Annotated in this window: 21 protein-coding genes; 7 read left to right on the top strand and 14 right to left on the bottom strand. The window is 66.7% G+C overall.

Going from position 1 to position 22,480, the window contains the following annotated elements; all coding sequences use genetic code 11:
* Positions 1-22 precede the first annotated feature (22 nt).
* The 3 genes from V5740_RS06140 to V5740_RS06150 all read left to right on the top strand — a co-directional run bounded on the left by V5740_RS06140 (position 23) and on the right by V5740_RS06150 (position 4,210).
* On the top strand, positions 23-2,212 hold the full coding sequence (locus V5740_RS06140) for an RNA degradosome polyphosphate kinase (RefSeq protein WP_347304186.1): 2,190 nt from the start codon (positions 23-25) through the stop codon (positions 2,210-2,212).
* A complete protein-coding gene (locus V5740_RS06145) occupies positions 2,209-3,750 on the top strand; it encodes a Ppx/GppA family phosphatase (RefSeq protein ID WP_347304187.1) in 1,542 nt (513 codons plus the stop codon). The genes V5740_RS06140 and V5740_RS06145 overlap by 4 nt, the downstream gene beginning before the upstream one ends.
* Before the next feature lie 73 nt (positions 3,751-3,823).
* Positions 3,824-4,210 carry a hypothetical protein gene (locus tag V5740_RS06150; protein WP_347304188.1) on the top strand — a complete coding sequence of 129 codons (387 nt, stop codon included), beginning with the start codon at positions 3,824-3,826 and terminating at the stop codon, positions 4,208-4,210.
* Here the strand turns inward: V5740_RS06150 and V5740_RS06155 are convergent, their stop codons facing one another.
* From V5740_RS06155 to V5740_RS06165, 3 genes are read right to left on the bottom strand one after another with little or no spacing between them, the layout of a single operon-like run.
* Complete coding sequence (locus V5740_RS06155; protein WP_347304189.1) at positions 4,211-4,951, bottom strand: hypothetical protein; 741 nt, start codon at positions 4,949-4,951, stop codon at positions 4,211-4,213.
* Positions 4,952-4,996: 45 nt separating this feature from the next.
* Positions 4,997-7,003, bottom strand: a complete 2,007-nt coding sequence (locus V5740_RS06160; protein WP_347304190.1) for a TonB-dependent receptor — start codon at positions 7,001-7,003, stop codon at positions 4,997-4,999.
* Positions 7,000-7,422 (bottom strand): nuclear transport factor 2 family protein, encoded by a 423-nt coding sequence (locus V5740_RS06165; protein WP_347304191.1) that lies wholly within the window; start codon positions 7,420-7,422, stop codon positions 7,000-7,002. The genes V5740_RS06160 and V5740_RS06165 overlap by 4 nt, the downstream gene beginning before the upstream one ends.
* A 116-nt stretch (positions 7,423-7,538) precedes the next feature.
* On the opposite strand from V5740_RS06165, the gene V5740_RS06170 reads away from it, so the two are divergent.
* Positions 7,539-8,663 carry a cobalamin-independent methionine synthase II family protein gene (locus V5740_RS06170; RefSeq protein ID WP_347304192.1) on the top strand — a complete coding sequence of 375 codons (1,125 nt, stop codon included), beginning with the start codon at positions 7,539-7,541 and terminating at the stop codon, positions 8,661-8,663.
* On the top strand, positions 8,663-9,424 hold the full coding sequence (locus tag V5740_RS06175; protein ID WP_347304193.1) for an IclR family transcriptional regulator: 762 nt from the start codon (positions 8,663-8,665) through the stop codon (positions 9,422-9,424). Before V5740_RS06170 ends, V5740_RS06175 begins: the two co-directional genes overlap by 1 nt.
* A 16-nt stretch (positions 9,425-9,440) precedes the next feature.
* On the opposite strand, the gene V5740_RS06180 is transcribed toward V5740_RS06175, so the two are convergent.
* The 4 genes from V5740_RS06180 to V5740_RS06195 all read right to left on the bottom strand — a co-directional run bounded on the left by V5740_RS06180 (position 9,441) and on the right by V5740_RS06195 (position 12,717).
* Positions 9,441-10,757, bottom strand: coding sequence for a HAMP domain-containing sensor histidine kinase (locus tag V5740_RS06180; RefSeq protein WP_347304457.1), 1,317 nt, complete (start codon positions 10,755-10,757; stop codon positions 9,441-9,443).
* Positions 10,758-10,839: 82 nt separating this feature from the next.
* Positions 10,840-11,514, bottom strand: a complete 675-nt coding sequence (locus V5740_RS06185) for a response regulator transcription factor (RefSeq protein WP_347304194.1) — start codon at positions 11,512-11,514, stop codon at positions 10,840-10,842.
* A 90-nt stretch (positions 11,515-11,604) separates the two neighbouring features.
* Positions 11,605-11,901 (bottom strand): hypothetical protein, encoded by a 297-nt coding sequence (locus V5740_RS06190; protein WP_347304195.1) that lies wholly within the window; start codon positions 11,899-11,901, stop codon positions 11,605-11,607.
* 90 nt (positions 11,902-11,991) lie between these two features.
* A complete protein-coding gene (locus tag V5740_RS06195; RefSeq protein ID WP_347304196.1) occupies positions 11,992-12,717 on the bottom strand; it encodes an SIMPL domain-containing protein in 726 nt (241 codons plus the stop codon).
* A gap of 139 nt (positions 12,718-12,856) precedes the next feature.
* On the opposite strand from V5740_RS06195, the gene V5740_RS06200 reads away from it, so the two are divergent.
* Entirely contained in the window at positions 12,857-14,641 is a 1,785-nt protein-coding gene (locus V5740_RS06200) for an ATP-binding cassette domain-containing protein (RefSeq protein WP_347304197.1), read from the top strand.
* A 3-nt stretch (positions 14,642-14,644) separates the two neighbouring features.
* Here V5740_RS06200 and V5740_RS06205 read toward each other — a convergent pair whose 3' ends face one another.
* Complete coding sequence (locus V5740_RS06205) at positions 14,645-15,133, bottom strand: DUF6456 domain-containing protein (RefSeq protein ID WP_347304458.1); 489 nt, start codon at positions 15,131-15,133, stop codon at positions 14,645-14,647.
* Between the two features lie 107 nt (positions 15,134-15,240).
* Here V5740_RS06205 and V5740_RS06210 point away from each other — a divergent pair, with 107 nt between their 5' ends.
* The gene (locus V5740_RS06210) at positions 15,241-15,816 is read left to right on the top strand and encodes a helix-turn-helix transcriptional regulator (RefSeq protein ID WP_347304198.1); all 576 of its coding nucleotides are present in this window, start codon (positions 15,241-15,243) and stop codon (positions 15,814-15,816) included.
* 18 nt (positions 15,817-15,834) lie between these two features.
* On the opposite strand, the gene secF is transcribed toward V5740_RS06210, so the two are convergent.
* From secF to dgoD, 6 genes are all read right to left on the bottom strand, one after another.
* Positions 15,835-16,818 (bottom strand): protein translocase subunit SecF, encoded by a 984-nt coding sequence (secF, locus tag V5740_RS06215; protein WP_347304199.1) that lies wholly within the window; start codon positions 16,816-16,818, stop codon positions 15,835-15,837.
* A gap of 10 nt (positions 16,819-16,828) precedes the next feature.
* Positions 16,829-18,433 (bottom strand): protein translocase subunit SecD, encoded by a 1,605-nt coding sequence (gene secD / locus V5740_RS06220; protein ID WP_347304200.1) that lies wholly within the window; start codon positions 18,431-18,433, stop codon positions 16,829-16,831.
* A 14-nt stretch (positions 18,434-18,447) separates the two neighbouring features.
* Positions 18,448-18,768, bottom strand: a complete 321-nt coding sequence (yajC, locus tag V5740_RS06225; protein WP_347304459.1) for a preprotein translocase subunit YajC — start codon at positions 18,766-18,768, stop codon at positions 18,448-18,450.
* A gap of 260 nt (positions 18,769-19,028) precedes the next feature.
* Positions 19,029-20,447 (bottom strand): sugar porter family MFS transporter, encoded by a 1,419-nt coding sequence (locus V5740_RS06230; RefSeq protein WP_347304201.1) that lies wholly within the window; start codon positions 20,445-20,447, stop codon positions 19,029-19,031.
* Positions 20,447-21,175, bottom strand: a complete 729-nt coding sequence (locus V5740_RS06235; protein WP_347304202.1) for an SDR family oxidoreductase — start codon at positions 21,173-21,175, stop codon at positions 20,447-20,449. Before V5740_RS06235 ends, V5740_RS06230 begins: the two co-directional genes overlap by 1 nt.
* 69 nt (positions 21,176-21,244) lie before the next feature.
* A complete protein-coding gene (dgoD, locus tag V5740_RS06240) occupies positions 21,245-22,390 on the bottom strand; it encodes a galactonate dehydratase (RefSeq protein ID WP_347304203.1) in 1,146 nt (381 codons plus the stop codon).
* Between the last annotated feature and the right edge of the window lie 90 nt (positions 22,391-22,480).

Consider the following 22,480-nt stretch of genomic DNA (forward strand, 5'->3'; position numbering starts at 1 on the left):
CTAGGGAATAGGTTCGTCGATCATGAGTACCATCGCGCCAGACCCCCGCACTGAGATCGCCGCCCTGCCCCACGCGGGTCCTTCCGCGCCGGAGGACCGCTATTTCAACCGCGAGCTGAGCTGGCTGTCGTTCAACGACCGCGTTTTGGCGGAGGCATGCAACAGCGCCTACCCGCTGCTGGAACGGCTGCGTTTCCTGTCGATCAGCGGCAGCAATCTGGACGAGTTCCTGATGATCCGCGTTGCCGGCCTCGCCGGTCAGATCCGATCGGGCGTAGGGAACATGTCGCTGGACGGGCGTACACCCGGCCAGCAGCTGGCGGCGATCAGCGGCAAGGTGCTGGACCTGACAGGTCAGCAGCAGGCGATCCTGGCGGACATCATGCCGCTGCTGTCGGCCCAAGGCATCCATATCGCGGGGGAGGACCGCCTCGACACCGCCGCTGACGAATGGCTGCGCGACTACTTCCTCAACTCAATCATGCCGGTCATCACCCCGCAGGCGATCGACCCGGCGCATCCCTTCCCCTTTGTCGCCAATCGCGGCATCGGCGTGCTGTTCAACCTGACGCGGGAGGATGACGGCAGCAGCCTGGTGGAAATGGTGCTGATCCCCAGCGCGCTACCCCGCTTCGTCCGCGTGCCCGCCAGTGTTGCGGGCGATCAGGCCATCTATGTCACGACCGAGCAGATCGTCTGCCGCTACGCCACGTTGCTGTTCCCCGGCTTCCGTGTCGATGGCGACGGCGTGTTCCGCCTGCTGCGTGACAGCGACATCGAGATCGAGGAGGATGCCGAGGATCTCGTCCGCTACTACCGCTCCGCCATCCAGCGTCGCCGGCGCGGCAAGGTCATCCTGCTGGAACTCGACCACGCCTTCGATCCGGCGGGTGAGCAGATGCTGCGCGAGCAGCTCGGGCTGGAACAGGCCATGGTCCTGCAGCTCGACCATCTGGTCGGGGTGGTCGACCTGTCGCAGATCGTGGGGGAGGACAGGCCCGATCTGAAGTTCACCCCCTACGCCCCCCGTTACCCTGAGCGGGTGATGGAGCATGATGGCGACTGCTTCGCGGCAATCCGCGAGAAGGACATTGTCATCCACCACCCTTACGAAAGCTTCGAGGTGGTGATCGACTTCCTGCATCAGGCGGCGAACGATCCGGCGGTCATCTCCATCAAGCAGACGCTATATCGCGCCGGCAACCAATCCCCGGTCATCGCCGCGCTGGTTCAGGCCGCGGAGGCCGGCAAATCCGTCACCGCCGTAGTCGAGCTGAAGGCCCGCTTCGACGAAGAGCAGAACCTGAAATGGGCAAGCGAGCTGGAGCGGGCGGGGGTGCAGGTCATCTACGGCTTCGTCGACTGGAAGACCCATGCGAAAGTCTCCCTGGTCGTGCGGCAGGAGGAGGAGGGTTATCGCACCTACTGCCATTTCGGCACCGGTAATTACCATCCCGTCACCGCGCGCATCTACACCGATCTCAGCTTCTTCACCGCGGATCCGTGCATCGGGCGGGATGCGGCCAAGCTGTTCAACTTCATCACCGGCTACGTCGAGCCGCAGGGCCTGGAACGGCTGGCGCTGTCGCCGCTCAACCTGCGCGAAACGCTGTACGAGAAGATCGACCGCGAATGCGCAAACGCTCGCGCCGGGCGGCAGGCAGCGATCTGGGCCAAGCTGAACAGCCTGACTGACGAGGGTGTGATCGACCGGCTGTATGCGGCCAGCGTGGCTGGGGTGCCGGTGGTGCTGGTGGTCCGGGGTATCTGTTGCCTTAGGCCCGGCATTCCCGGCCTGTCGGAAAACATCACCGTCAAGTCGATCATCGGCCGCTTTCTGGAACACAGCCGCATCTGGGCCTTTGCCAACGGGACCGAACTGCCCAGCGGGGAAGCCGAAGTGTTCATCACCAGTGCCGATGCCATGAGCCGCAACCTGAACCGGCGGGTGGAACTGCTCGTACCGATCCGTAACGCCACCGTGCATGACCAGGTGCTGGAACAGGTGCTGCTGGCCAATCTGCTCGACACCGAACAAAGCTGGCTGCTGGATGGCGAGGACGGCAGTTGGGAACGCGTCGCCGACGATGCGGATGGGTCCGGCTTCAATTGCCACGCTTATTTCATGACCAACCCTTCCCTGTCCGGCCGCGGCGACGCGCTGAAGGAAAGCCGCGTGCCCAAGCTGACACTGCGCCGGGGTGCTGCATGATCTCCCGCGCGCGCATTCGCCGGACCGCGGCAGCGCTGGAACGGCCCGATCGCGCAGTGATCGACATCGGGTCCAATACCGTGCGGCTCGTCGTCTATGCCGGTTCCGCCCGCGCGCCGGAGGTGTTCCTGAACGAGAAGGTCACCGCCCGCCTGGGACAGGACCTGGCGACGACCGGGCTGCTGCCTGATGCTGCGATGGAGGCGGCGCTGACCATGCTGGCCCGGTTCGCCACCATTCTCGACGATCTCGACATCGAAGATGTGCAGACCGTCGCCACCGCCGCCGTGCGCGATGCGGGCAATGGTCCCGACTTCCTCGCTCGCGTGGAGAAACTGGGGCTCCGCCCTGAGCTGCTGAGCGGGCAGGAGGAGGCGCAGCTTTCCGCGCTTGGGGTCACTGGCGCTTTTCCCGATGCGGCAGGTGCAGTTGCGGATATCGGCGGCGGCAGTTTGGAACTGGTCAGGATCGGTAACGGTCAGGCGCAAAGCGGCGTGACCCTGCCGCTCGGCACCTTGCGGCTGCCCGCCCTGCGCGATGCCGGGAATGGCGGTGGCGATGGTTTCCGCGCCCGGCTGGCGCAGATCATCGGCAATGGCGGCTTCTCTGGGGAGCCGGTCGGCCAGCTCTACATGGTCGGCGGTACCTGGCGCGCCTTCGCCGCATTCGCGATGCGGGAAGCCGATTACCCGCTGACCGATCCACACGGCTATCGCCTGTCAACGGCTGATGCCGATCGCTTCGCCCGCAAGGCGGAGAAAGTCCCGTCGGCGGAATTGGCCCGGATCAAGGGCATCTCCAACTCCCGTGCCGCCGTGTTGCCAGATGCGGCCGCCCTGCTGCGCGTCCTGCTCGCGCAATTGCAGCCTGACGGACTGACCTTTTCCGCCTGGGGTCTGCGCGAAGGATTGCTGCAGAGCCGGCTGGCGGCGGCCGCACGGCAGCAGGATCCACTGCTTTCCGCCATCGGGCAGTTCACCGAACCGCGCGGTGCCTCCCTTTCAATGGCAACGACGATCACCGGCTGGACCGCGGACGTGGCCGGTGGTGGCAACGGGATGACCGAAGGTGGCGGCAGCGAGCGGCTGCGTCTTGCCGCCACCCTGCTGGCGATCGCCGCCGCCCGGCTGGAGCCAAACATGCGGCTGCGTCACGCGCTCGACTGGGCGTTGGAGAAGCGCTGGCTCAACATCAGTCCGGGTGGCCGCGCCAGGCTGGCAGCGGCGCTGCACGGCGCCTGCGGCAAACCGCAGATCGAACCCTCGCTGCTGCGCCTGGCGCCTGAAGCCGCCTTGCGGGAAGCGGTTGGCTGGGGTCTGGCTATCCGCCTGTGTCGGCGGCTCGGTGCCGGATCGCACATATCGCTCATGACCAGCACGCTGCGGCGGGAGGATGACCGACTGGTCCTGTGGGTCGATCCGCAGCGGGCCACGCTGGCGGCGGGGCCGGTGCTCGGCGATCTCAGGAACCTGGCGCAGTGGCTTGGGCTGGACCACCAGTTGCGGGTTGCCGAACGAACGGCCGCCCTGCCCGCCTGACCCGGCGAAGGTTCAGTCGCCGTTCACCGCCGACAGCGCGTTTGTCATGGCTCCAACAAGCCGGGAATCCGCCATGTCTCGACTGATCGCGATTGCATTATCCGGGTTCGCCTTTGCCGTCACGTCCAGTTCCGCCGCAGCCCAGATCGCCTCTCCCCCGCCGCCGCCGGCAGTGGATCTGCCCGTAGATGTTCAGGTGACGGAGATACCGGCCGGCGCCGAGTTGGAGGCGCTGCGCGACAGCATCAGGGATGGCCGCGCAAGTGGCCAGTTGACCCGCCGCCAGGGCCGACGTCTGCGGAAAGAGGTCCATGTGCTGGAAAGCACCGCCGACCGCTATGCGCAGGACGGGACATCAGCCCACGAAGAGCGCGAGATGCAGGTTCGCGCTATCGTCGCGCGCCAGCAGGCAGACGCCATGCGCGGCGTCACGGTGGGCTCGCCTTCGCCGCCCCGCTGATCAGCCGGCCACCCGCCGCGCGAAGTTCGCCAACAACAGTTCCAGCCGCCGATCCGCCGTGCCGATGCTCCGCATCGCGGAAACATGGTCATGTCCGGCCAACAGGTGCATCGGCGGATAGGCCGCATGGGCGAGGCCCCAGGCGCCGGCAAGCTGCGCCGCCTGCACCTGACGATCCACGCTGTCACGCTCCGCCACTGTGAACAGAAGCGGCAGCTCCGTGCCGAGCAGACCGGCTATGCAGGCGCCTGCCGCATCGCTCCGCCAAGCGGCGCCGAACAGGGCCGCCATGTCGCCTTCCTCCGTACAGGTGCGTGTGTCGTAGATGCCCGACAGCATGGCCGCGCCTGCGATGCCGCCGCCCGCCGCCACATGGATCGGCTCGTCCACGACATAGCCTGCGACATGGAGCGCACCCATGCCATGACCGATCGGGACGATACGGGCTGGATCGACGCCATGCTCCTCCGCGTGGCTGCGCAACCAGCCGATCGCCGCCGCCAGTGAACGCGATCCGGGCAGGAGCGGATCGGCGGGCGTTGACCGGTAACGCATCGCGGCGCTGGCGATGCCGTGGCCAGCCATGGCGCGGCAGAGACGCGCGCCATCCTCTCCGACTCCGTCGGCATCGCCGACAAACAGCGCCAGCGGTGCAGCCCTGGCCATGACTGGTGCGCACAGCAGCAATTCCTGCGCGGGATCAACGCCATACTGGCGATGGTGCAAGGGCCAATTGGTCATAATGTTGCTTAGCGCGGGGATCACGACGCGGATAGTTCAGGCTGGTCACAAACCGTACCGGAAACCGATCCATGCGGTGAACGGTGCGCCGAGGTCGATCGAACCACTGCTATTCCGCGTGACGATGCTCTCGTCCAGCAGGTTCTCGACCCGGGCCACAAGTGACAGCCGGCGATGCAGCGGAACCTCGCCAAACAGGTCGAGCGTGGTTGCTGGCATAAGGGCATCATCTTCCTGGTCGCCTTCGAACTGCCGGCCCACGTGCCGAAGGGTGAGCGCCAGCCGGGTAGCCTCCGCCGGCTGCCAGCCGAGCGTGGCGCTGCTCGCGATGGCCGGCGTTTGCGCAGGGCGGAACCCATCCAGTTCCGCTGCCTGGCCGCCCGCTTCCACCTCCGCATCGGTCAGCGCGAGCGAGCCCTGCAGCGACCATGCCCCATGCGTGACTTCACCCGCCAGTTCCACTCCGTACGCCCGAATTGCCGGGAGGTTCTGCCGCTGACGCGTGGTCGCATCCAGCGTGACATTGGCAATGGCGTTCTCCAGCCGGTTGTCGAACACTGTCACCGCCAGGCGAGCGGCCGGCGTCACCTGCCAGTCTACGCCGCCCTCCATACCTGTCAGCCGTTCGTTGCGGAGCTGCGGGTTGGCCAGCGTGGTGGAAGGAAAAACCACGAACGGGCGGTACAGTTCATTGAGGTTGGGCAGCCTGAACCCGCTATATCCTGCGATCCGCAGTTGCACGCCAGGCGTGGCATCGTAGGTCGCGCCCGCCCGCCAGTTCACTGCCCAGCCCCGCCGGTCGGCGTAGTCCTCGTTGAGCAGGACCATGCCCGTCGGGCCGACATTGCGCTGGTACCCCTCGCGAATGGTCCAGCGATCGGCCCTGATGCCGCCTGTCAACATCAAGGGGCCGAGCTGCGCATCGTCCTCCGCAAACAAACCCAGCACCGTGTTGGCACCGCCGGCAAAGCGGCTGCCGTTGCCCGCCCCGCTCGCCAGATAGCGATCCTCTACCAGATCGCCCTCGGTCCGGCGGTAATCCACGCCGAGCCGCACGGTCTGCGAACCGATGGCGCGGCGCACCTCCACCTTACCGCCGATGCCGGTGGAAGGCGTATCGCGCTGATCCAGCGTCAGCGCGTAGGAGGTGGCGGAGATCACCCGATTGGTGAAGTTGCGCCACTGGACGTAAGCAAGCGCATCCACCTGCCACGCGCCCCGGCCGACCAGCCGCAGCGACAAGTCCTGCCCGTTGCTGCTGCTGTCGGCCCCACGGAACCGCAGTGTGCGCCGGTCATCAAAGGCGAGACCGCGCGCTTGCAGCTCAAGTTCGGGTGCCACCTGCTGCACCAAGCGGCCACTGGCCGACCAGCTGTCGTAACCGGCCCGCACGGTCGCCGGCACCCGCTGGCCCGCCGGCGTGGTGAAGAAGCCCTGCCCCCGGTCCCAGCGCCCGCTGACCACGGCAAAGCCATCGCCAATCTCCGGCGCGAGCGTCGCGGATAGTGCGGTCTCCCCCCGCTGATCGATCAGCGCCTCCCCCGAAAACAGGCCGAGCGTCTCCGCCCCGGCGCTCTCCAGTTCCACCGTACCGGCCAGCGCGCCCGCGCCGAACGGCCCCGCCCCGCCCCCGCGCGTCACTTGGACGCGGGCCAGACGCTCCGGCACAAGGGCGCTGAACGGGATGTAGCCGAAGAACGGATCGGCCATTGGCACGCCGTCGAGCAGCAATTGCGCCCGGCTGCTGGCGTTCCCGCCCAGCGCGCGCAGTGTAATGCCCTGCGCCGACGGATTACTGGACCGGCTGTCCGACCGCCGGAACTGCTGGAACCCGGCGACATTCGCCAGCACATCCTCCAGCCGACCGGACGCGCTGCGGGTGATCTCCTCCCGTTCCAGGGTCACCGTTCCGTATGCGGGCGTCGCCGGGCTATCCGGCAGGCCGGCCCCGGTGACGATGATCGGGACCGGATCAGCCTGTGCCAGCGCCGGCGCACAGGCCGCGGTGCCTAGCGCAAAGGCGGCGGTACCCGCCAGATCGCGGCTCATCATGGCTGGAAGTCGAGCGCGCCGACCCTTTCCGCGAAACGCCAGCCATCAGCTTCACGCACCAGCCGATCGGTGTAGCTGCCGATCAGCGGTGCCAGCCCCGCTCCGGTGAACAGCAGGATCACGCTGAAGGCGCGGGCACAATCGGCGCTTTCAGCATCCACCACTACGTTGGCGACCACATGCCGCTGCGCCCGCGCCGGGCGGGCGGTGAAGCTGGCGAGGATCGCATCCCGCCCCTCGACCCACTCGCCGGGCTTGCTTGGCCGGGCAAAGCGGGCATCGGCAGTGTAGAGGTCCGCAACCGCCGTCCACCGCCCGGCATCCGCCAGGTTCACGTATTTATGGATCAACCGCGCGCAATCCGCCTCGATCGCGCGGCGCTCCGCTTCGCTCAACCCCGTGGGCAGATTGTCGTGCATGCCCCGTGCCTTGGCACAGGCCATTGCCCACGCCAAGCCGCGCCTCCTCGCACTTGCGGCGAGTTCGCGTATGTGAAAGACGGTCGCTGTAACTGGCATATGAGACTGTTTTTACGATGATCCATACCACCCATGTCGGCAGCCTGCCGCGCGGTTCCGACCTCGTCCCGTTGCTGATCGCCCGCGACAAGGGGGAGGCGTATGACGAGGCCGAGTTCGACCGGATCGTGCAGGCTGCCGTCGACGACGCGGTCGCCCGACAGGTTGCGGCGGGCGTGTCGATCGTGTCGGACGGCGAGCTCGGCAAGGTGGGCTATTCGACTTACATCCAGGAACGGCTGTCCGGCTTTGGCGGACATACCCCGCGCAAGCCCGCGCTCGATCTGGCGGAGGTGCCCGATCTCGCACGCAAGCTGGCAGGGATCATGGGTGCGCAGGAATTCACCCGCGCCAGCGCCATCTCCAAGGTGGAATTGGTAAACCTGCAGCCGCTGCACGATGATGTGCGCCGCTTCCGCAGCGCGCTGGATCGGCATGGCGACGGGGTCGCCGGCTTCCTCAATGCGGCAAGCCCCGGCCTTATCACCGCATTCCAGCCCAACGCCTTCTATCCCGATCACGAAGTCTACTTGGCCGATTTGGTCGCGGCCATGCGTCCTGAATATGAGGCGATCGTGAATGCCGGCTTCGACCTGCAGCTCGATTGCCCCGACCTCGCGATGAGCCGGCACACCGGTTACCAGGACATGGACGAGGCGGAGTTCCTGCGCACCATCGCCGCCAATGTGGAGGCGCTGAATGCCGCCACCGCGAACATCCCGCCTGAACGGCTGCGGATGCATGTGTGCTGGGGCAATTACGAAGGGCCGCACGACCACGACATCCCGCTCGAGCGGATCATCGACGTGGTGCTCGCCGCCCGACCGCAGATCATTCTGTTCGAAGCGGCCAACCCCCGGCACGAACATGAATGGATCGTCTGGCGCGCGGCGGACACGGCCGGCAAGGTGCTGGCCCCAGGCCTGATCGACAGCTGCAGCAATTACATCGAAACGCCGGAACTGATCGCCCAGCGGATCGAACGCTTTGCCGGTTTCGTCGGCAAGGAGCGGGTGATCGCGAGCACTGACTGCGGCTTCGGCACCTTCGCCGGTTACGGCAAGATCGACCCGGCGGTGACCTGGAAGAAGCTCGCGAATCTGCGCGCAGGTGCCGATCTGGCGGATGCGCGGATCGGCTGATGCCGACGGACGCGAAGACCTCTTCCGCCGGTCCTGCGGCGCAGGTCAAATCGGCAACGCGCACGCTCGACATCATCGAACATGTCATCGCGGCCGACCGGCCCCTTGTGGCGCAAGAAATCGCCAGCACCCTGGCCATTCCGGTCTCCAGCCTGTCCTACCTCCTCGCCACGCTGGTGGAGCGGCGATACCTGCTGCGCGAAGGGCGCCGCTATCTGCCGGGTCCCGGATTGCAACGGCTGCACGCCCGGCCGTCAGGGCCGAGCTTGGTCGAGCGGGTCACGCCGCTGGTGCAATATCTGCGCAACCAGCTGAACGAAACCGCAAGCTTCCTGGTGCGCGTGGGCTGGGAGGCTGAAGTGCTGGTGACGCAGACCAGCGACCACGCCTTGCGTTACTCGCTGGATACCGGCGGGCGCCTGCCACTTCACGCGCTGGCCGGCGGCCGCGCCTTGCTGACTTTGTTGAGCGAGGCCGAACTGGAACAGTATTTCGCGGCCAGCAACCGTCATGTGATAACCCGCTTCACCATCACCGGCGAACAACCCCTGCGGCATGCGATCGCCGCGGCACGCGATAACGGCGTGGCGGAAACGGACCAGGAATATACGCTGGGCATTCACGGCATGGCCTGCATCGTCCATGCCGGGGGACAGCCTGTCGGGGCGCTGGCGGTCGCCATCCCCAAGGCGCGTCTCGCGCCGGATCGTCACGATCAGGTGCTCGACCTGCTGCGGCGTGCGGCCACCATGCTGGCGTAAGCCGCGCCGCCAACCCCTAGCCAGCCGCGCGGGGCAGGCGCAGGCGAACGAGCAAGCCCCCCAGATCCTCGCTCTCGTCCAATTCTACCGTGCCGCCATAGATGCCTACGACGTCACGCACGATCGCCAGGCCGAGGCCGGTTCCAGGCTTGCCCGTATCCAGCCGGGCGCCGCGACCGAATATACCCTCCCGCTTGGCTTCGGGAATGCCCATGCCGTCATCCTCCACCCAGATCGCGCAGGTTGGCCCTTCCCCTTCGGCATCGACGGTCAGGAACACGCTGCCGCCACCATACTTGGCCGCATTCTCCAGCAGGTTGCCCAGCACTTCGTCCAGATCCTGCCGCTCTATCGCCACCTCTGCCGTGGCGGAGCCAGCGATGTCGAACCGACTGTCCGAATACAGCCGCGCAACGGCCCGCTCGACCCCGCGGGCACTCTCCATCACATTGGTGCGCGACAGGCCGATCGCTCGACGACCCAGCGCGCGCGCGCGGGCGAGGTGGTGATCGACATGGCGCCGCATCGCCGCGACCTCCCGCAGCACGGTCTGGTCCAAGTCCGGTGAATGGGCGCTGGCCGCGTTGGTCAGCACGGTCAGCGGCGTCTTCAGGGCATGGGCGAGGTTCCCCGCATGGGTGCGCGCCTCCTCCGCCTGTCGGTCCGTATGAGCGAGCAAGGCATTAAGCTCCTCCACCATGGGCTGCACTTCGGTGGGCAGCGGTTCGGTGACCCGGTTCGCGCCGGTGCTGCGAATGCGGGCGATGGCCTTGCGCACGCGCCGTAGCGGCACCAGCCCCAGCCAAGTCTGCAACGCGACCATGCCGAACAGGCCAAGGCCGAGCACGGCGAAGCTCCACACCAGAATGGCGCGGCTATCGGCGATTTGCGCGTCCAGTTCGCCGCGTGCCGCCGCCACGGCGAACTGCCATTCGGTGTTGCTGCCCGGCAACCGCAAGGTGCGCTCGGCAATGCGCAGCGGCTCCTCTTCGAATTGCTGCGTGTCGTAGTAGTGCGGGCGGTAATCGTGCGACCTGTTCGACAGGGTCAGCGTGCGATCCCACAGCGAACGCGATGGCCAATCCTCGTGCCCCGGGCCGCTGATCTGCCAGTACAGCCCGCTGTTCGGCTCCAGGAAGCGCTGATCGCCCAGCGGACGGTTGAAGAACACCTCCCCCTCCGGCCCGATCTCGGCCGACCCGATCATACTGGTCAGGACATATTCCAGCTGTTCGTCGAACTGGCTGGTCAGCAGCGTGCCGATCGTACGATCCAGCGCCAGACCGCCGACCAGTAGCAGCACGCCGATCCATGCCGCCGCGATCAGCAGCATGCGACGCGCCAAGCTGCCCGTGGGCGGCGGCGTCACGTCCTCCGCAACGGTGGTCACCGGCGGCAGCGCAGCCGCGGCGACGTCACTCGCGCGGGGCGTCGGGGTCGTCGAGGCTGTAGCCAAGGCCACGGATGGTGGTGATGACATTGGCGCCCAGCTTCTTGCGGATACGCGTCACGAACACCTCGATCGTGTTGCTGTCCCGGTCGAAGTCCTGGTCGTAGATATGCTCGATCAGCTCGGTCCGGCTGACGACCTTGCCCTTGTGGTGCATCAAGTAGCTCAGCAGCTTGTATTCCTGCGCTGTCAGCTTGACCGGCTCCCCCGCCAGCGTCACGCGACCGCTGCGCGTATCCAGCCGCACGTCGCCCGCCATCAATTCGCTGCTGGCATTGCCCGTCGCGCGACGGATCAGGGCGCGCAGACGTGCGATCAGTTCCTCCGTCTGGAATGGCTTGGCCAGGTAATCGTCCGCGCCGGCGTCCAGCCCCGCGACCTTGTCGCTCCAGCTGTCGCGCGCCGTCAGCACCAGTACGGGGAAGTTGCGCCCCTCCCGCCGCCACATACCAAGCACAGTCAGTCCATCGATCTCCGGCAAGCCGAGATCGAGGATAACGGCATCGTACTCCTCCGTGGAGCCCATGAAGTGGCCATCCTCGCCGTCGACCGACAGGTCCACCGCGTAGCCGGTCTGTTCCAACGTGGTCTTCAGCTGTTGGCCGAGCGTCGGTTCGTCCTCGACGATCAGGATGCGCATGTCCAATCCCTTGCAAATACCCCGCGAGAAACGCCTTGGGGTTTTGCAACGAACGCGTCAACAATGCGGCAGGGTCCCGGATCGCCTGCCTTAGCGGGAGACGCGCAGAACACGGGCGGTGCGGGCATCGACATCGACCCAGATCACCTGCCCATCGCGAATGAACTTCAGCCGGTAAGCTGTGGCAACGCCGTCATATTCGAAGCCGAGATATTCATCCCCGCGCATCTGCGGGATGATCCGCCGCTCGATCTCGCGCACGGACATCACCCGGCCTGCCTGCATATGGGTCCGGGCGCTACGCTGGTCTTCCCGCGACTGCGCCGCAGCACCGTTGGGCACGGATGTGACGAGGGCGGCGGCGAGCAGAACAAGGGCTGGGCGCATGACACCGGTGTGTCTGCGCCCAGCCCATTGAACAAGAACTGAATGTTGGCCGGCAGGCCCGCGCTATGCGTTCTGCCGGGCAGTGTTGCCTCAGCGCGTCAGTTCGTAAGTGGTGACGATGGTGACACCGGCCTCCACCATGCCGGGCTGGATCGGCGGCGCGGCCGCCTCCATCGCCTGCACCCGCATCACCGGCTGCGGCATGCCGGGCGCCACACCCTCCTGCACCTGCACCAATCGCACATCGCTGTAACCGGCCATGCGCGCGTAATCGCGCGCCTGCGCCTGCGCCGTTGCCATCGCCCGCTGCCGCGCCTGTGCCCGGGCGGCACTATCGTCTGCCACGGAGAAGTCGGGCCCACTAAGGTCGGTAGCGCCCGCCGACACCAGCGCATCCAGCACCTCTCCCGCGCGGTCGATCTCGCGCAGCTTCACCTGCACGCGGTTCGATGCCTGGTAGCCGCGGAATACCTGCCTTTGCGCAGCCTGATCGTAGTCGTAGCGTGCGCCAAGGTTGATGCCGGTGGTCTGAATGTCACGCTCCGCAACGCCCAGTTGCTTAAGCCGGGCGATCACCTGTGTCATCTGCGTCGAGTTATTGCGCAGGGCTTCCACTGCGGTCGGCGCTTCGGTGGTGACGCCCGCGCCCACATTCACCTGATCCGGCTCGACCTCCACGCTCTCGCTCACCGTCAATTCGACCACCGGACCGGTGGTCGCGACCTGAACGGTCGCGGCCTGCACCGGCGCGTTGAGGATCGCGGCCGCGGCGACGGCACTTGCGACAAAGGCGGCGGCGGGTCTGAACACGTTCATCGCTTGGCGTACTCCGTTGATCTTTGTTGATCGTCGTCTGCTGCGCGGCGGCCGATGACCGGCAGATGAACCCACCGGCACCTGTGGGCAACGGCAGCTTGTGGAGCCGAGACGGAGACCTTAGGTGCCCGCCTTGATTATGGCAGATGCACCAATCCTTTCCTGGGAAAACCTCTCCCTGCAGCAGGGCGGCCGCTGGCTGTTCACCGACCTCGCCGTGCATGTCGGCCCGCGCGACAAGCTGGCGCTGATCGGCCGCAATGGCGCGGGCAAGACCACGCTGCTCAAGCTGATCGACGACCGGATCGAGGCGGACAAGGGCAAGCGATCCGTGCAGCCCGGCACGCGGGTCGTCCTGCTGGAGCAGGAGCCCGATTTCACCGGCCATGCCACGCTGATGGACTTCGCCCTTGCCGGAGCGGATGCACCACAGCGGCACGAGGTGGATGCGATCGCCGGCCAATTGGGCATCGCAATGGATCGCAGCGCCGCCAGCGCCAGCGGCGGCGAGAGGCGGCGCGCCGCCATTGCCCGCTCGCTGGCCATGGATCCCGACCTGCTGCTGCTGGACGAGCCAACCAACCACCTCGACCTCGCCGCGATCGACTGGCTGGAAAGCTGGCTGCAACGTTACCGCGGGGCGTTCATCGCCATCAGCCACGACCGCACCTTCCTGAAGCGACTGACCAATGCGACCCTGTGGCTCGATCGTGGGTCGATGCGCCGAAAGGAGATCGGCTTCGGCGGGTACGAAGCGTGGGAGGAGCAGGTCTATGCCGAGGAAGCCCGCGCGGCGGAGCGCATGGACGCCAAGCTGAAGATCGAGGCACACTGGCTGGAACGCGGCGTCACCGCGCGGCGCAAGCGCAATCAGGGTCGTTTGGAAGCGTTGTACAAGATGCGCGCGGCACGCGCCGCGATGATCAATCCCGCCGGCACCGCCAAGCTGGCCCTTGCCACCGATGACGAAGTACGAACCAAATCGGTCATCGTGGCGGAGAATGTCAGCAAGAAGTATGGCGACCGCACCGTCATCCGTGATTTCACCCTGCGCATCCAGCGCGGTGATCGGATCGGCGTGGTCGGGTCAAACGGCGCTGGCAAGACCACGCTCCTGAAGCTGCTCACCGGCGAGATCGCGCCTGACAGCGGCGAGGTAACGCTCGCCAAGACACTATCGGGGGTGATGATCGACCAGCAGCGTGCGCTGATGCAGGGCGACCGCACCGTGCGACAGGTGTTGGCGGAAGGCGGCGACTGGATCGACGTTCGCGGCATCCGCAAGCATGTGCAGGGTTACCTCAAGGAATTCCTGTTCGATCCCGCGATCGTCGACATGAAGGTCGGCGTCCTGTCCGGCGGGGAGCGCAGCCGCCTGCTGCTGGCGCGTGAATTTGCCAAGGCATCGAACCTGCTGGTGCTCGACGAGCCGACCAACGACCTCGACCTCGAGACACTGGACCTGCTGCAGGAGGTGATCGCTGACTACGACGGCACCGTGCTGATCGTCAGCCACGACCGCGACTTCCTGGACCGGACCGTCACGGTCACGCTGGGCCTTGATGGCAGCGGCCATATCGACATCGTCGCGGGCGGCTATGCCGACTGGGAAGCGAAGCGCAAGGTTCGCCAGCCAGGCGCCGCCAAGCCGAAGTCGGATACGCCGACACCGCCCCCTCCTCCGCCGCCCCGCGCCACCAAGCTCAGCTACAAGGACCAGCGCGATTACGACCTCCTGCCGGCGCGGATCGAGGAATTGGACTGTCTGATCGCGAAGGGCGAGGCGGCGCTGGCCGACCCCACACTCTACACCAGCGATCCGGCGAAGTTCGCCCGCATCTCCGCCGCGCTGGATCAGACGCGGGCGGAGAAGGACGCGGCGGAGGAACGCTGGCTCGCCCTCGCCGAGATGGTCGAGGGCTGAGGCTCACCGGATGCGGTAGTAATCCGCCACTCGTTCGAGCGCCAGCTTCAGCACCAGCTTGCCGCTGCGTGCCGGCCAGTCGAGCGCCTTTTCCGCGATCGGCAGCGTCTCCCCGCTGCAAACGACGCGCCAGAGGATATCCTGCAATCCCTTGCCGGCGCTGGTGCAGGCCTCGTCGAAGCGGCGCTTGGCGGCGATCTGGCGCTCGGTGGCGGTCAGACCCTGATCACCGGTGCCGCGGATGCGTACCGCTGCCCAGCTCATCGTGATGCTGGGGCCGAGTTGCGCCCGCTCGAAATCGGCGCGTAGCCGTTCGCCGGCCTCGAACAGACGATCCTCCAGGTGGCCATGCGCATGCAGCCAAGTCAGCGGCGATTCCGCGATGTTGACGGTGACGCTACGTCGCTTCGTGCCAGCACCACGCGCGCCCACCTTGCGCCCGCGCACCGTTCCTTCGCTGGTCAGTTCGCGCGTCACCAGTTCCTGCTGCATCATGTCTTTGAGCCCCTTGCCGTCGTAATGCGGCAGGGTTGCCAAAGCCGCCATGCTGTAGGAAAACGAAAACCAAACAGGTTATCGATTTTCTGAGTGGGGGCAGCATGATCAACCGCATTCGTGACATCCGGCAAGAAAAGGGGCTGACCTTGGCGCAGGTCGCCGCGGCTTGCGATCCGCCGACCACCGCGCAGACGATCGGCCGGCTGGAAACAGGAATGCGCAAGCTCAGCCTGGACTGGATGAACACCATTGCGGCCGCCCTGAAGGTGGAGCCGAACCTGCTAGTGCGGGAGGGCAGCGAGACAGGCCAGCCCAAGATCGTGGCGCGTCTGGGTGAGGGCGGGGCCGAGGCGCTGACCGTTCCGCGCGATGCGATCCTGCCGACAGCGCTGGGCGGGGAAGCGCCGCTGATGTGCCTGGCGATCGAGGCGACGCAGGGCGAGTACCGCGCGGGCGACCAATTGTGGCTGCGTCAGCACGCGCCGGAGGAGGCGCCGCGGCTGGTCAATCGGGATGTGCTCTGCCCCCGTTCGGGCGGGCGGTTCGCCTTCGGCCGCCTGATCAATCGGGAGGGGACGCGGATCGGCCTGCTGCCGCCTATGGCGGGGCAGTTGCAGGTCGTTGTCGACAACCCGCCGTGGATCGCCGTCGCGGAAATGCTGGTGCGGCGCCTCTAGCCAGGCGCCGCCCCTCGTTCACGCTTCGGGTCGTCCCATCGCCTTGCGCGCCTGCCGGTCCGCCGCGCTTTCCTTGGGCACGAAGCTGTCGGAGGTGACGCCCAGCCAGATCAGGAACGGCGCCGACATGAAGATCGACGAATAGGTGCCGATGAAGATGCCCAGCGTGATCGCGGCGGTGAAGCCGAAGATCACGTCCGGCCCCAGCAGCAGCAGCGACACCAGCGTGATCAGCAGCGACAGGCTGGTGACGATGGTGCGTGACAGCGTCTCGTTCACCGAGAGGTCCAGCAGCTCGGGCAACGGCATGCGCCGGTATTTCTTCAGGTTCTCGCGGATGCGGTCGTAGACCACGATCTTGTCGTTCAGCGAATAGCCAATCAGCGTCAGCAGCGCGGCCACGATGTTGAGGTCGAACTCCCACTGGGTCAGGCTGAACATGCCCACGGTCAGCAGCACATCCTGCACCAGCGCGAACAGCGCACCGACGCCGAACTGCCATTCGAACCGCACCCAGATGTAGATGGAAATGGCGATTGCGGCCAGCGCCAGTGCCTGCATGCCAGTCTGGAACAGTTCGCCCGACACTCGGCCGGATACCGCGTCCACACCGTCGATACGCGCATCGGGGTGGTTCTGGCGGATCAGCGCGGTCACCTTGTTGGTCATCTCCGCCGACAGTTCGGGCCGCGTGTCGGCACCGTCCGGCAAGCGCATGCGGATCGACACCTCGTTCGGCTCGCCAAAGGCCTGGATCACCGGTTCGCCGTAACCGAGTGCGTCGATCTCCTCGCGCAAGGCGGCCGTCGGCGCCTCCGCGCTCTGGGTAAAGGTCGTGCGGATCATCTGCCCGCCGACGAAGTCGATGCCCAGGTTGAGGCCGTTGGTGAACAGCAGCACCACCGCCGCCAGCATCGCCAGCACGTTGACGATGAAGAACGGCCACTGCCACCTCAGGAAGCGGATGTTCGTATTGTCGGGGACCAGCTTCAGCAGTTTCATCGCGCAGCCCTTACAGCACGAGGTCGTTCGGTCGCGCGCGGCGCAGCCAGCCGGCGACCCACATGCGGGTCAGCGTCACGGCCGTGAACACCGACGTGATGATGCCGATCACCAGAACCACGGCGAAGCCCTTCACCGGCCCGCTGCCGAAGAGGAACAGCAGCCCGGCGGCGATGACATTGGTGATGTTGGCATCGAAGATCGCCCGGCTCGCCTCGCGATAACCGCTCTCCACCGCCTGCACCACGCGCCGTCCGCGGGCCCGCTCCTCCCGGATGCGTTCGTTGATCAGCACGTTGGCGTCCACCGCCGCGCCGATCGTCAGCACGAAACCGGCAATGCCCGGCAGCGTCAGCGTGGCGCCGACCACTGCCATGACACCCAGGATGATCAGCACGTTGATGACCACCGCGGCGTTGGCGTAGAAGCCGAAGCGCGGACCGTAGGTGGCGAAGATGAACAGCACCAACGCCAGCGTGCCGACCCCGATGGCGATCGCACCCTTGCTGATCGAATCGGCGCCAAGCTCAGCGCGGACTGTCCGCTCCTCCACCACGGTCAGCTCCACGGGCAGCGCGCCGGAATTGAGCGCCACCGCGAGCTGGTTAGCGGACTCGACGGTGAAGTTGCCGGAAATCTGCGCCGTGCCGCCCAGGATCGGTGTCTGGATCACAGGGGCGGACAGGACTTCCCCATCCAGGATGATGGCGAACTGCCGGTTGACGTTTTCCGTTGTCAGCCGAGCGAAGCGTTGCGCGCCCTGCGGATCAAACGTGATCGACACAACTGGGCGATTCGTCTGCTGGTCCACCGTCTGCTGCGCATTGGTCAGCGAATCGCCGCGGATGCCGCCCAGCCGCTTGACTGCGATGGCGCCGCCGATCTGGGCATCCGCCGCATAAGGCACGATCTCGCTGCCGGGGGGGACGATGCCGGCGGCGATGTCGGACGGCAGCGCGGTGGTGTCGACCAGCTTGAACTCCAGGTTGGCGGTCTGCCCCAGCAGCTCCTTCAGCGCCTCCGGGTCCTCAAGGCCGGGCACCTGCACCACGATGCGGTCGGCCCCGGACTGAATGATGGTCGGCTCGCGCGTGCCCAGCGCGTCGATGCGCTTGCGCACGACCTCCGTCGCGCTGGTCATCGCTTGCTTGATCGCCAGGTCCAGCCCGGCGCGCGTCTGCGTCAGGATGAAGCGGGTGCCGTCCACCACCTCGATGGTCCAGTCGCGCTGGCCGGTCAGGCCCGCGCCAGTGGTCAGCGGCTCCAGCACGTCACGCGCGGCGTCGACCTGTCCGGGATCCTCGACCATGAAGGACAGGCGCCCGCCACTGGTGGAGATGTCGCCATGGCGGATGCGCGGGCTCGCCTGGCGCAGCGCGTCGCGGACATCCTCCTCCATCGACAGCAGTCGCTGCGCACCCACTTGCCGGGCATCCGCCTCCAGCATGATGTGGGAGCCACCGGCGAGATCAAGGCCGAGATTGACGACCGGGTTCGGCAGGAATGCGGGCCAACTACCGCCGGCCAGTGCCACCATGCTGGGCAGTGCACACAGCAGGCCGACAATGGTCAGGCCCCACAGCCATACACGCTTCCAGAGCGGAAAATCGAGCATTGCGGGCGACCGGCTCAGTCGTTGGCGGGCTTGCCGCCGGGCGGCAGGATATCGCCCAGGGTAGACTTAACCACCCGCACGCGCACGCCCTGCGCGATCTCGACCTCGGCGGAATCGTCATCGACCCGCACGACCTTGGCCAGAATGCCGCCCGCGGTCACGACCTGATCGCCCTTCTTCACGCCGGCGATCTTGGTCTGGTGATCCTTCTGCCGCTTCATCTGCGGGCGGATGATCAGGAACCAGAAGATCGCCACCATGCCGATGATCGGCAGGAACTGGAGCCATGCCGGCGGGGCGGAACCGGCGGCGCCGGCGGCAAGGAGATCAAGCATCATGTCGGCCTATCAGGGACGAGAGGAAGCACGCAGCCGTGCAAGAACAGCACCGCACGGACGCGCTGAGGCATCCGGCGGCGATTGGCGGCGGCGACTAGCAGCATTGCAGGTGTCGCGCAATCAAGCGGCGCGGTGGTGCGACTGCCCCGACCGAGTGTGGCTATCCGGTGGCTGTAAGTGCACCCGGTTCTGCCGGGCGAACCCCACATGCACCGTCTCGGGACAGCCGAGATACAGCACTTCTCTGTCGCCGTCATTCAGGTCCAGCTTTGCTCGATCTGCTCGAGGGTCCGCCCCTTCGTTTCCGGCAGACGTCTATAGATAAAGATCATCCCCAGCGCGCAGATCACGCTGTAGAGCCAGAAGGTCATGCCTGTTCCGGCCCAGCTGTTCAGCAGTGGGAAGGTGAACGTCAGCACGAAGCTCGCCGCCCAGAGCGCGGTCGTGGCAATCGCCATGCTGGCTCCGCGGGCTTCGCCAGGGAAGATCTCGGACAGGGCCACCCAGATCACCGGAGCCAAGGTCATGGCGTAACAGGCGATCGCCGCGACAACCAGCAACAGCAGCGGCCAGCCCTGCAGACCGGCGATGTAGCAGGCCCCCAGCACGGCATAGATGGAGGCCAGTCCCGCACAACCGATCAGCAGCAGCCGACGCCGGCCCCAGCGCTCGACCATGAACAGTGCCGCCAGGGTGAAGACGCAATTGACGATGCCGGTGATGACGATGTTGAACAGCGTGTCCGACACGGCATAGCCGGCCGACGCGAAGATCTCCTGCGCGTAATTGAAGATCACGTTGATGCCGCACCATTGCTGCAGCACGGCCAGGCCCACGCCGATCACCAGCACGCGGCGGAAGCGCGGCTCCGCCAGGACGGCGCGAAAATTGCGGCCTGGCGCGGTGGCGAGAGCGCTGCGGATCTCCACCACGGCCTGTTCGGCATAACGGTCACCGCCGAACCGGCGCAGGACGGTCGAGGCTCGCTCCCAATGCCCATGCTGCGCCAGCCAGCGTGGGCTTTCGGGTATGAGCAGGCAGCCGATGAAGAAGGCGACGGCAGGGACCGCCGCGGCGCCGAACATCCAGCGCCAGCCGGTCGTGCCGTTCCACGATGCGGCGATCTGGTCGAGCGATGCGCCTGCCGGGGTCGGCTCGGCGATCAGGAGGTTGACGATCTGTGCGCCCAGCAGGCCGAAGACCAGGGCGATCTGGTTGAGCACCACCAACCGGCCGCGGCTGGAAGCGGGCGCGATTTCAGCGATGTAGAGCGGCGACAGGCCCGAGGCCATGCCGATCGCGACGCCGCCCAGGATGCGCCAGGCCACGAAGGATTGGAGGCCGGTCGCCAGTGCGGTGCCGACGGACGATACTGCGAAGATCAGCGCGGCGAGCAGCAGCGCCGGCTTGCGGCCGAACCGGTCGCTGATCCCGCCCGACGCCATGGCACCGGCGAGGCAGCCGATGAGCGCACAGCTGACCGCCCATGCCTGATCAGCCGGCGCGGTTATGCCGAAGCTCGCCTCGTAGAACGGCTTCGCTCCGCCGACGACGACCCAATCATAGCCGAACAGCAGCCCACCAAGCGCCGAGACGCACGCAGCCAGCCATACAACGGCGGTGACCCTGTCGGCAGCAACGCTCGTGCCGGCATCCGCTTGCATCACCTGAACCATCAGAGTCGTCCCATCCGGCCGCCATCGGCCACTATGTCCTCGCCAGTGATGAAGCCTGCCGCATCGGACGCCAGGAAACGGGCCAGCGCCGCGATGTCCTCCGGCTGGCCCAGATCGGCCGGGTCAATCACCTCCGCGCCGGAGGCGATGTTCGGGCTTTCGCGCAGCATGGGCGTCTCGATGGCGCCGGGCAGGATCGCGTTCACGCGGATGCCGAGCGGCTTGCCCTCTATGGCGGCCGACCGCGTGAGGCTGACCATCGCCGCCTTCGCCGCGGCGTAGGGCGCCACCAGTGCCGATGTTCGCCGAGCATGGACCGACGCGACATTGATGACGCATCCACCGGGTTGCATCAGCCGCAAGGCATGTCCGGTGAACAGCGCGGCGCTGACGAAGTTGATGTCGAGCAGGCGCCGCCAGTCGGCCGCATCCAGTTCGGCGATCGGCTTGTAGATCATGGCGCCGGCGACGTTCACCACCACGTCGAGGCGCCCGAACCGCGACAGCGCGCTTTCGACCACGGCGGCGATCGCGGCTTCATCCTGCACATCACAGGCGACAGCGGCGACATCCGCCGCCCCAGCCGCCAGCAGGGCCGATCGGGCGGTGCCGTCATCGCCCCGCCGGTCGATCAGCAGCAGCCGGGCACCCTCCCCCGCAAAGGCGTGCGCCACCGCCATGCCGATGCCGCCAAGCCCGCCGGTGACCAGAACTACCCGATGCTGCATGTTATTTTACCCTGCGTCAGAGGTTCGGCCGTTCGTCTCGGGTCAGGTTCGCGTATGATACCGGAGCGATCACCATTCGCGGAGGTCCCCGTCAGGCCCGCGCAGGACGGGATTGCGCCAGCGATGCGGCGCTTGCGCCAGTTCCCGCACCCGCGCTTCGTCGATTACCACGCCCAACCCCGCGCCGCCGGGCACCGCGACGGTGCCGTCCGTCACGTCGAACACCGACGGATCAACGACAAGATCAAGCAGGTCCGCACCCACGCCGTTGTAGTGGATGCCGAGCGAAATCTCCTGAATCACGAAGTTGGGCGTGGTGGCGGCGAGCTGCAGGCAACTTGCCAGAGCCAGCGGACCGAGCGGGCAGTGCGGCGCGATGGCGACATCGTAAGCTTCCGCCATGGCGGCGATCCGGCGCGACTCCGACAGGCCGCCGGCATGGGCGAGATCCGGTTGGGCGATGTCGATCGCGGCCCGTTCGAAGAACGGCTTGAAATCCCAGCGCGTATACAGCCGTTCGCCCAGCGCCAGCGGAACGGAGGTCTGCGCGGCGATCTGGGCGATCGCCTCGGGCTGTTCTGACAGCAGCACCTCCTCCGCGAAAAGGGGCCCCAGAGGTTCGATGGCGTCGAGCACGCGGCGCGCCATCGGCTTGTGAACGCGGCCATGGAAGTCGACGCCGACGTCGATGCCGGTGTCGCGCACCAGTCCGACCCGTTCCGCCACCTCATCAGCCACCTTCGGGCTGTCGAGGCGGGAGAGACCGTCCGACCCGTTCATCTTGACCGCGGTGAAGCCCTGTTCCTTGCGCGCGAGCGCGGCCGCCGCAACGTCAGTCGGCCGGTCCCCGCCGATCCAGGCATAGACCCGGATGCGGTCCCGCACCTGCCCGCCCATCAGCTGATGGACGGGGACGCCCAGCTTGCGCCCCTTGATGTCCCACAAGGCCTGATCGATGCCGGAGATCGCCGACATCAGCACCGGTCCGCCGCGATAGAAGCCCAGCCGGTACAGCATCTGCCAGGCATCTTCGATCCGGTCGGGATCATGGCCGATCAGCCGGTCCCGGAACGCGTCGAGCGCGCCGGCCACAGCCTCGCAGTGCCCTTCCAGACTGGCCTCGCCCCAGCCGACTGCCCCTTCCCGCGTCTCTACGCGGACGAACAGCCATCGAGGCGGCACCAGGAAGGTTTCGATGCGACCGATGCTGTCCATGACTTGCTGATGGCCCCTGTTGTATCTTCACGCTGTTCGGGCAAAGGTCCCCGCAGGCGAATACCAGGGCGGACGGCGTGACGATCCGCA

The organism is Croceibacterium sp. TMG7-5b_MA50 (genome assembly GCF_039830145.1).
Classification (GTDB): Bacteria; Pseudomonadota; Alphaproteobacteria; order Sphingomonadales; family Sphingomonadaceae; genus Croceibacterium.

Bases quoted from the DNA above. Each gene is read 5' to 3' on its own strand.
- V5740_RS06230 (WP_347304201.1), bottom strand. From the start codon at position 20,447: ATGGTTCAGGTGATGCAAGCGGATGCCGGCACGAGCGTTGCTGCCGAC.
- V5740_RS06235 (WP_347304202.1), bottom strand. From the start codon at position 21,175: ATGCAGCATCGGGTAGTTCTGGTCACCGGCGGGCTTGGCGGCATCGGC.
- V5740_RS06200 (WP_347304197.1), top strand. From the start codon at position 12,857: ATGGCAGATGCACCAATCCTTTCCTGGGAAAACCTCTCCCTGCAGCAG.
- V5740_RS06205 (WP_347304458.1), bottom strand. From the start codon at position 15,133: ATGCAGCAGGAACTGGTGACGCGCGAACTGACCAGCGAAGGAACGGTG.
- V5740_RS06140 (WP_347304186.1), top strand. From the start codon at position 23: ATGAGTACCATCGCGCCAGACCCCCGCACTGAGATCGCCGCCCTGCCC.
- V5740_RS06160 (WP_347304190.1), bottom strand. From the start codon at position 7,003: ATGATGAGCCGCGATCTGGCGGGTACCGCCGCCTTTGCGCTAGGCACC.
- V5740_RS06145 (WP_347304187.1), top strand. From the start codon at position 2,209: ATGATCTCCCGCGCGCGCATTCGCCGGACCGCGGCAGCGCTGGAACGG.
- V5740_RS06170 (WP_347304192.1), top strand. From the start codon at position 7,539: ATGATCCATACCACCCATGTCGGCAGCCTGCCGCGCGGTTCCGACCTC.
- V5740_RS06180 (WP_347304457.1), bottom strand. From the start codon at position 10,757: ATGCTGCTGATCGCGGCGGCATGGATCGGCGTGCTGCTACTGGTCGGC.
- V5740_RS06195 (WP_347304196.1), bottom strand. From the start codon at position 12,717: ATGAACGTGTTCAGACCCGCCGCCGCCTTTGTCGCAAGTGCCGTCGCC.
- V5740_RS06190 (WP_347304195.1), bottom strand. From the start codon at position 11,901: ATGCGCCCAGCCCTTGTTCTGCTCGCCGCCGCCCTCGTCACATCCGTG.
- V5740_RS06165 (WP_347304191.1), bottom strand. From the start codon at position 7,422: ATGCACGACAATCTGCCCACGGGGTTGAGCGAAGCGGAGCGCCGCGCG.
- V5740_RS06175 (WP_347304193.1), top strand. From the start codon at position 8,663: ATGCCGACGGACGCGAAGACCTCTTCCGCCGGTCCTGCGGCGCAGGTC.
- V5740_RS06155 (WP_347304189.1), bottom strand. From the start codon at position 4,951: ATGACCAATTGGCCCTTGCACCATCGCCAGTATGGCGTTGATCCCGCG.
- yajC (WP_347304459.1), bottom strand. From the start codon at position 18,768: ATGCTTGATCTCCTTGCCGCCGGCGCCGCCGGTTCCGCCCCGCCGGCA.
- secF (WP_347304199.1), bottom strand. From the start codon at position 16,818: ATGAAACTGCTGAAGCTGGTCCCCGACAATACGAACATCCGCTTCCTG.
- V5740_RS06185 (WP_347304194.1), bottom strand. From the start codon at position 11,514: ATGCGCATCCTGATCGTCGAGGACGAACCGACGCTCGGCCAACAGCTG.
- secD (WP_347304200.1), bottom strand. From the start codon at position 18,433: ATGCTCGATTTTCCGCTCTGGAAGCGTGTATGGCTGTGGGGCCTGACC.
- V5740_RS06210 (WP_347304198.1), top strand. From the start codon at position 15,241: ATGATCAACCGCATTCGTGACATCCGGCAAGAAAAGGGGCTGACCTTG.
- dgoD (WP_347304203.1), bottom strand. From the start codon at position 22,390: ATGGACAGCATCGGTCGCATCGAAACCTTCCTGGTGCCGCCTCGATGG.
- V5740_RS06150 (WP_347304188.1), top strand. From the start codon at position 3,824: ATGTCTCGACTGATCGCGATTGCATTATCCGGGTTCGCCTTTGCCGTC.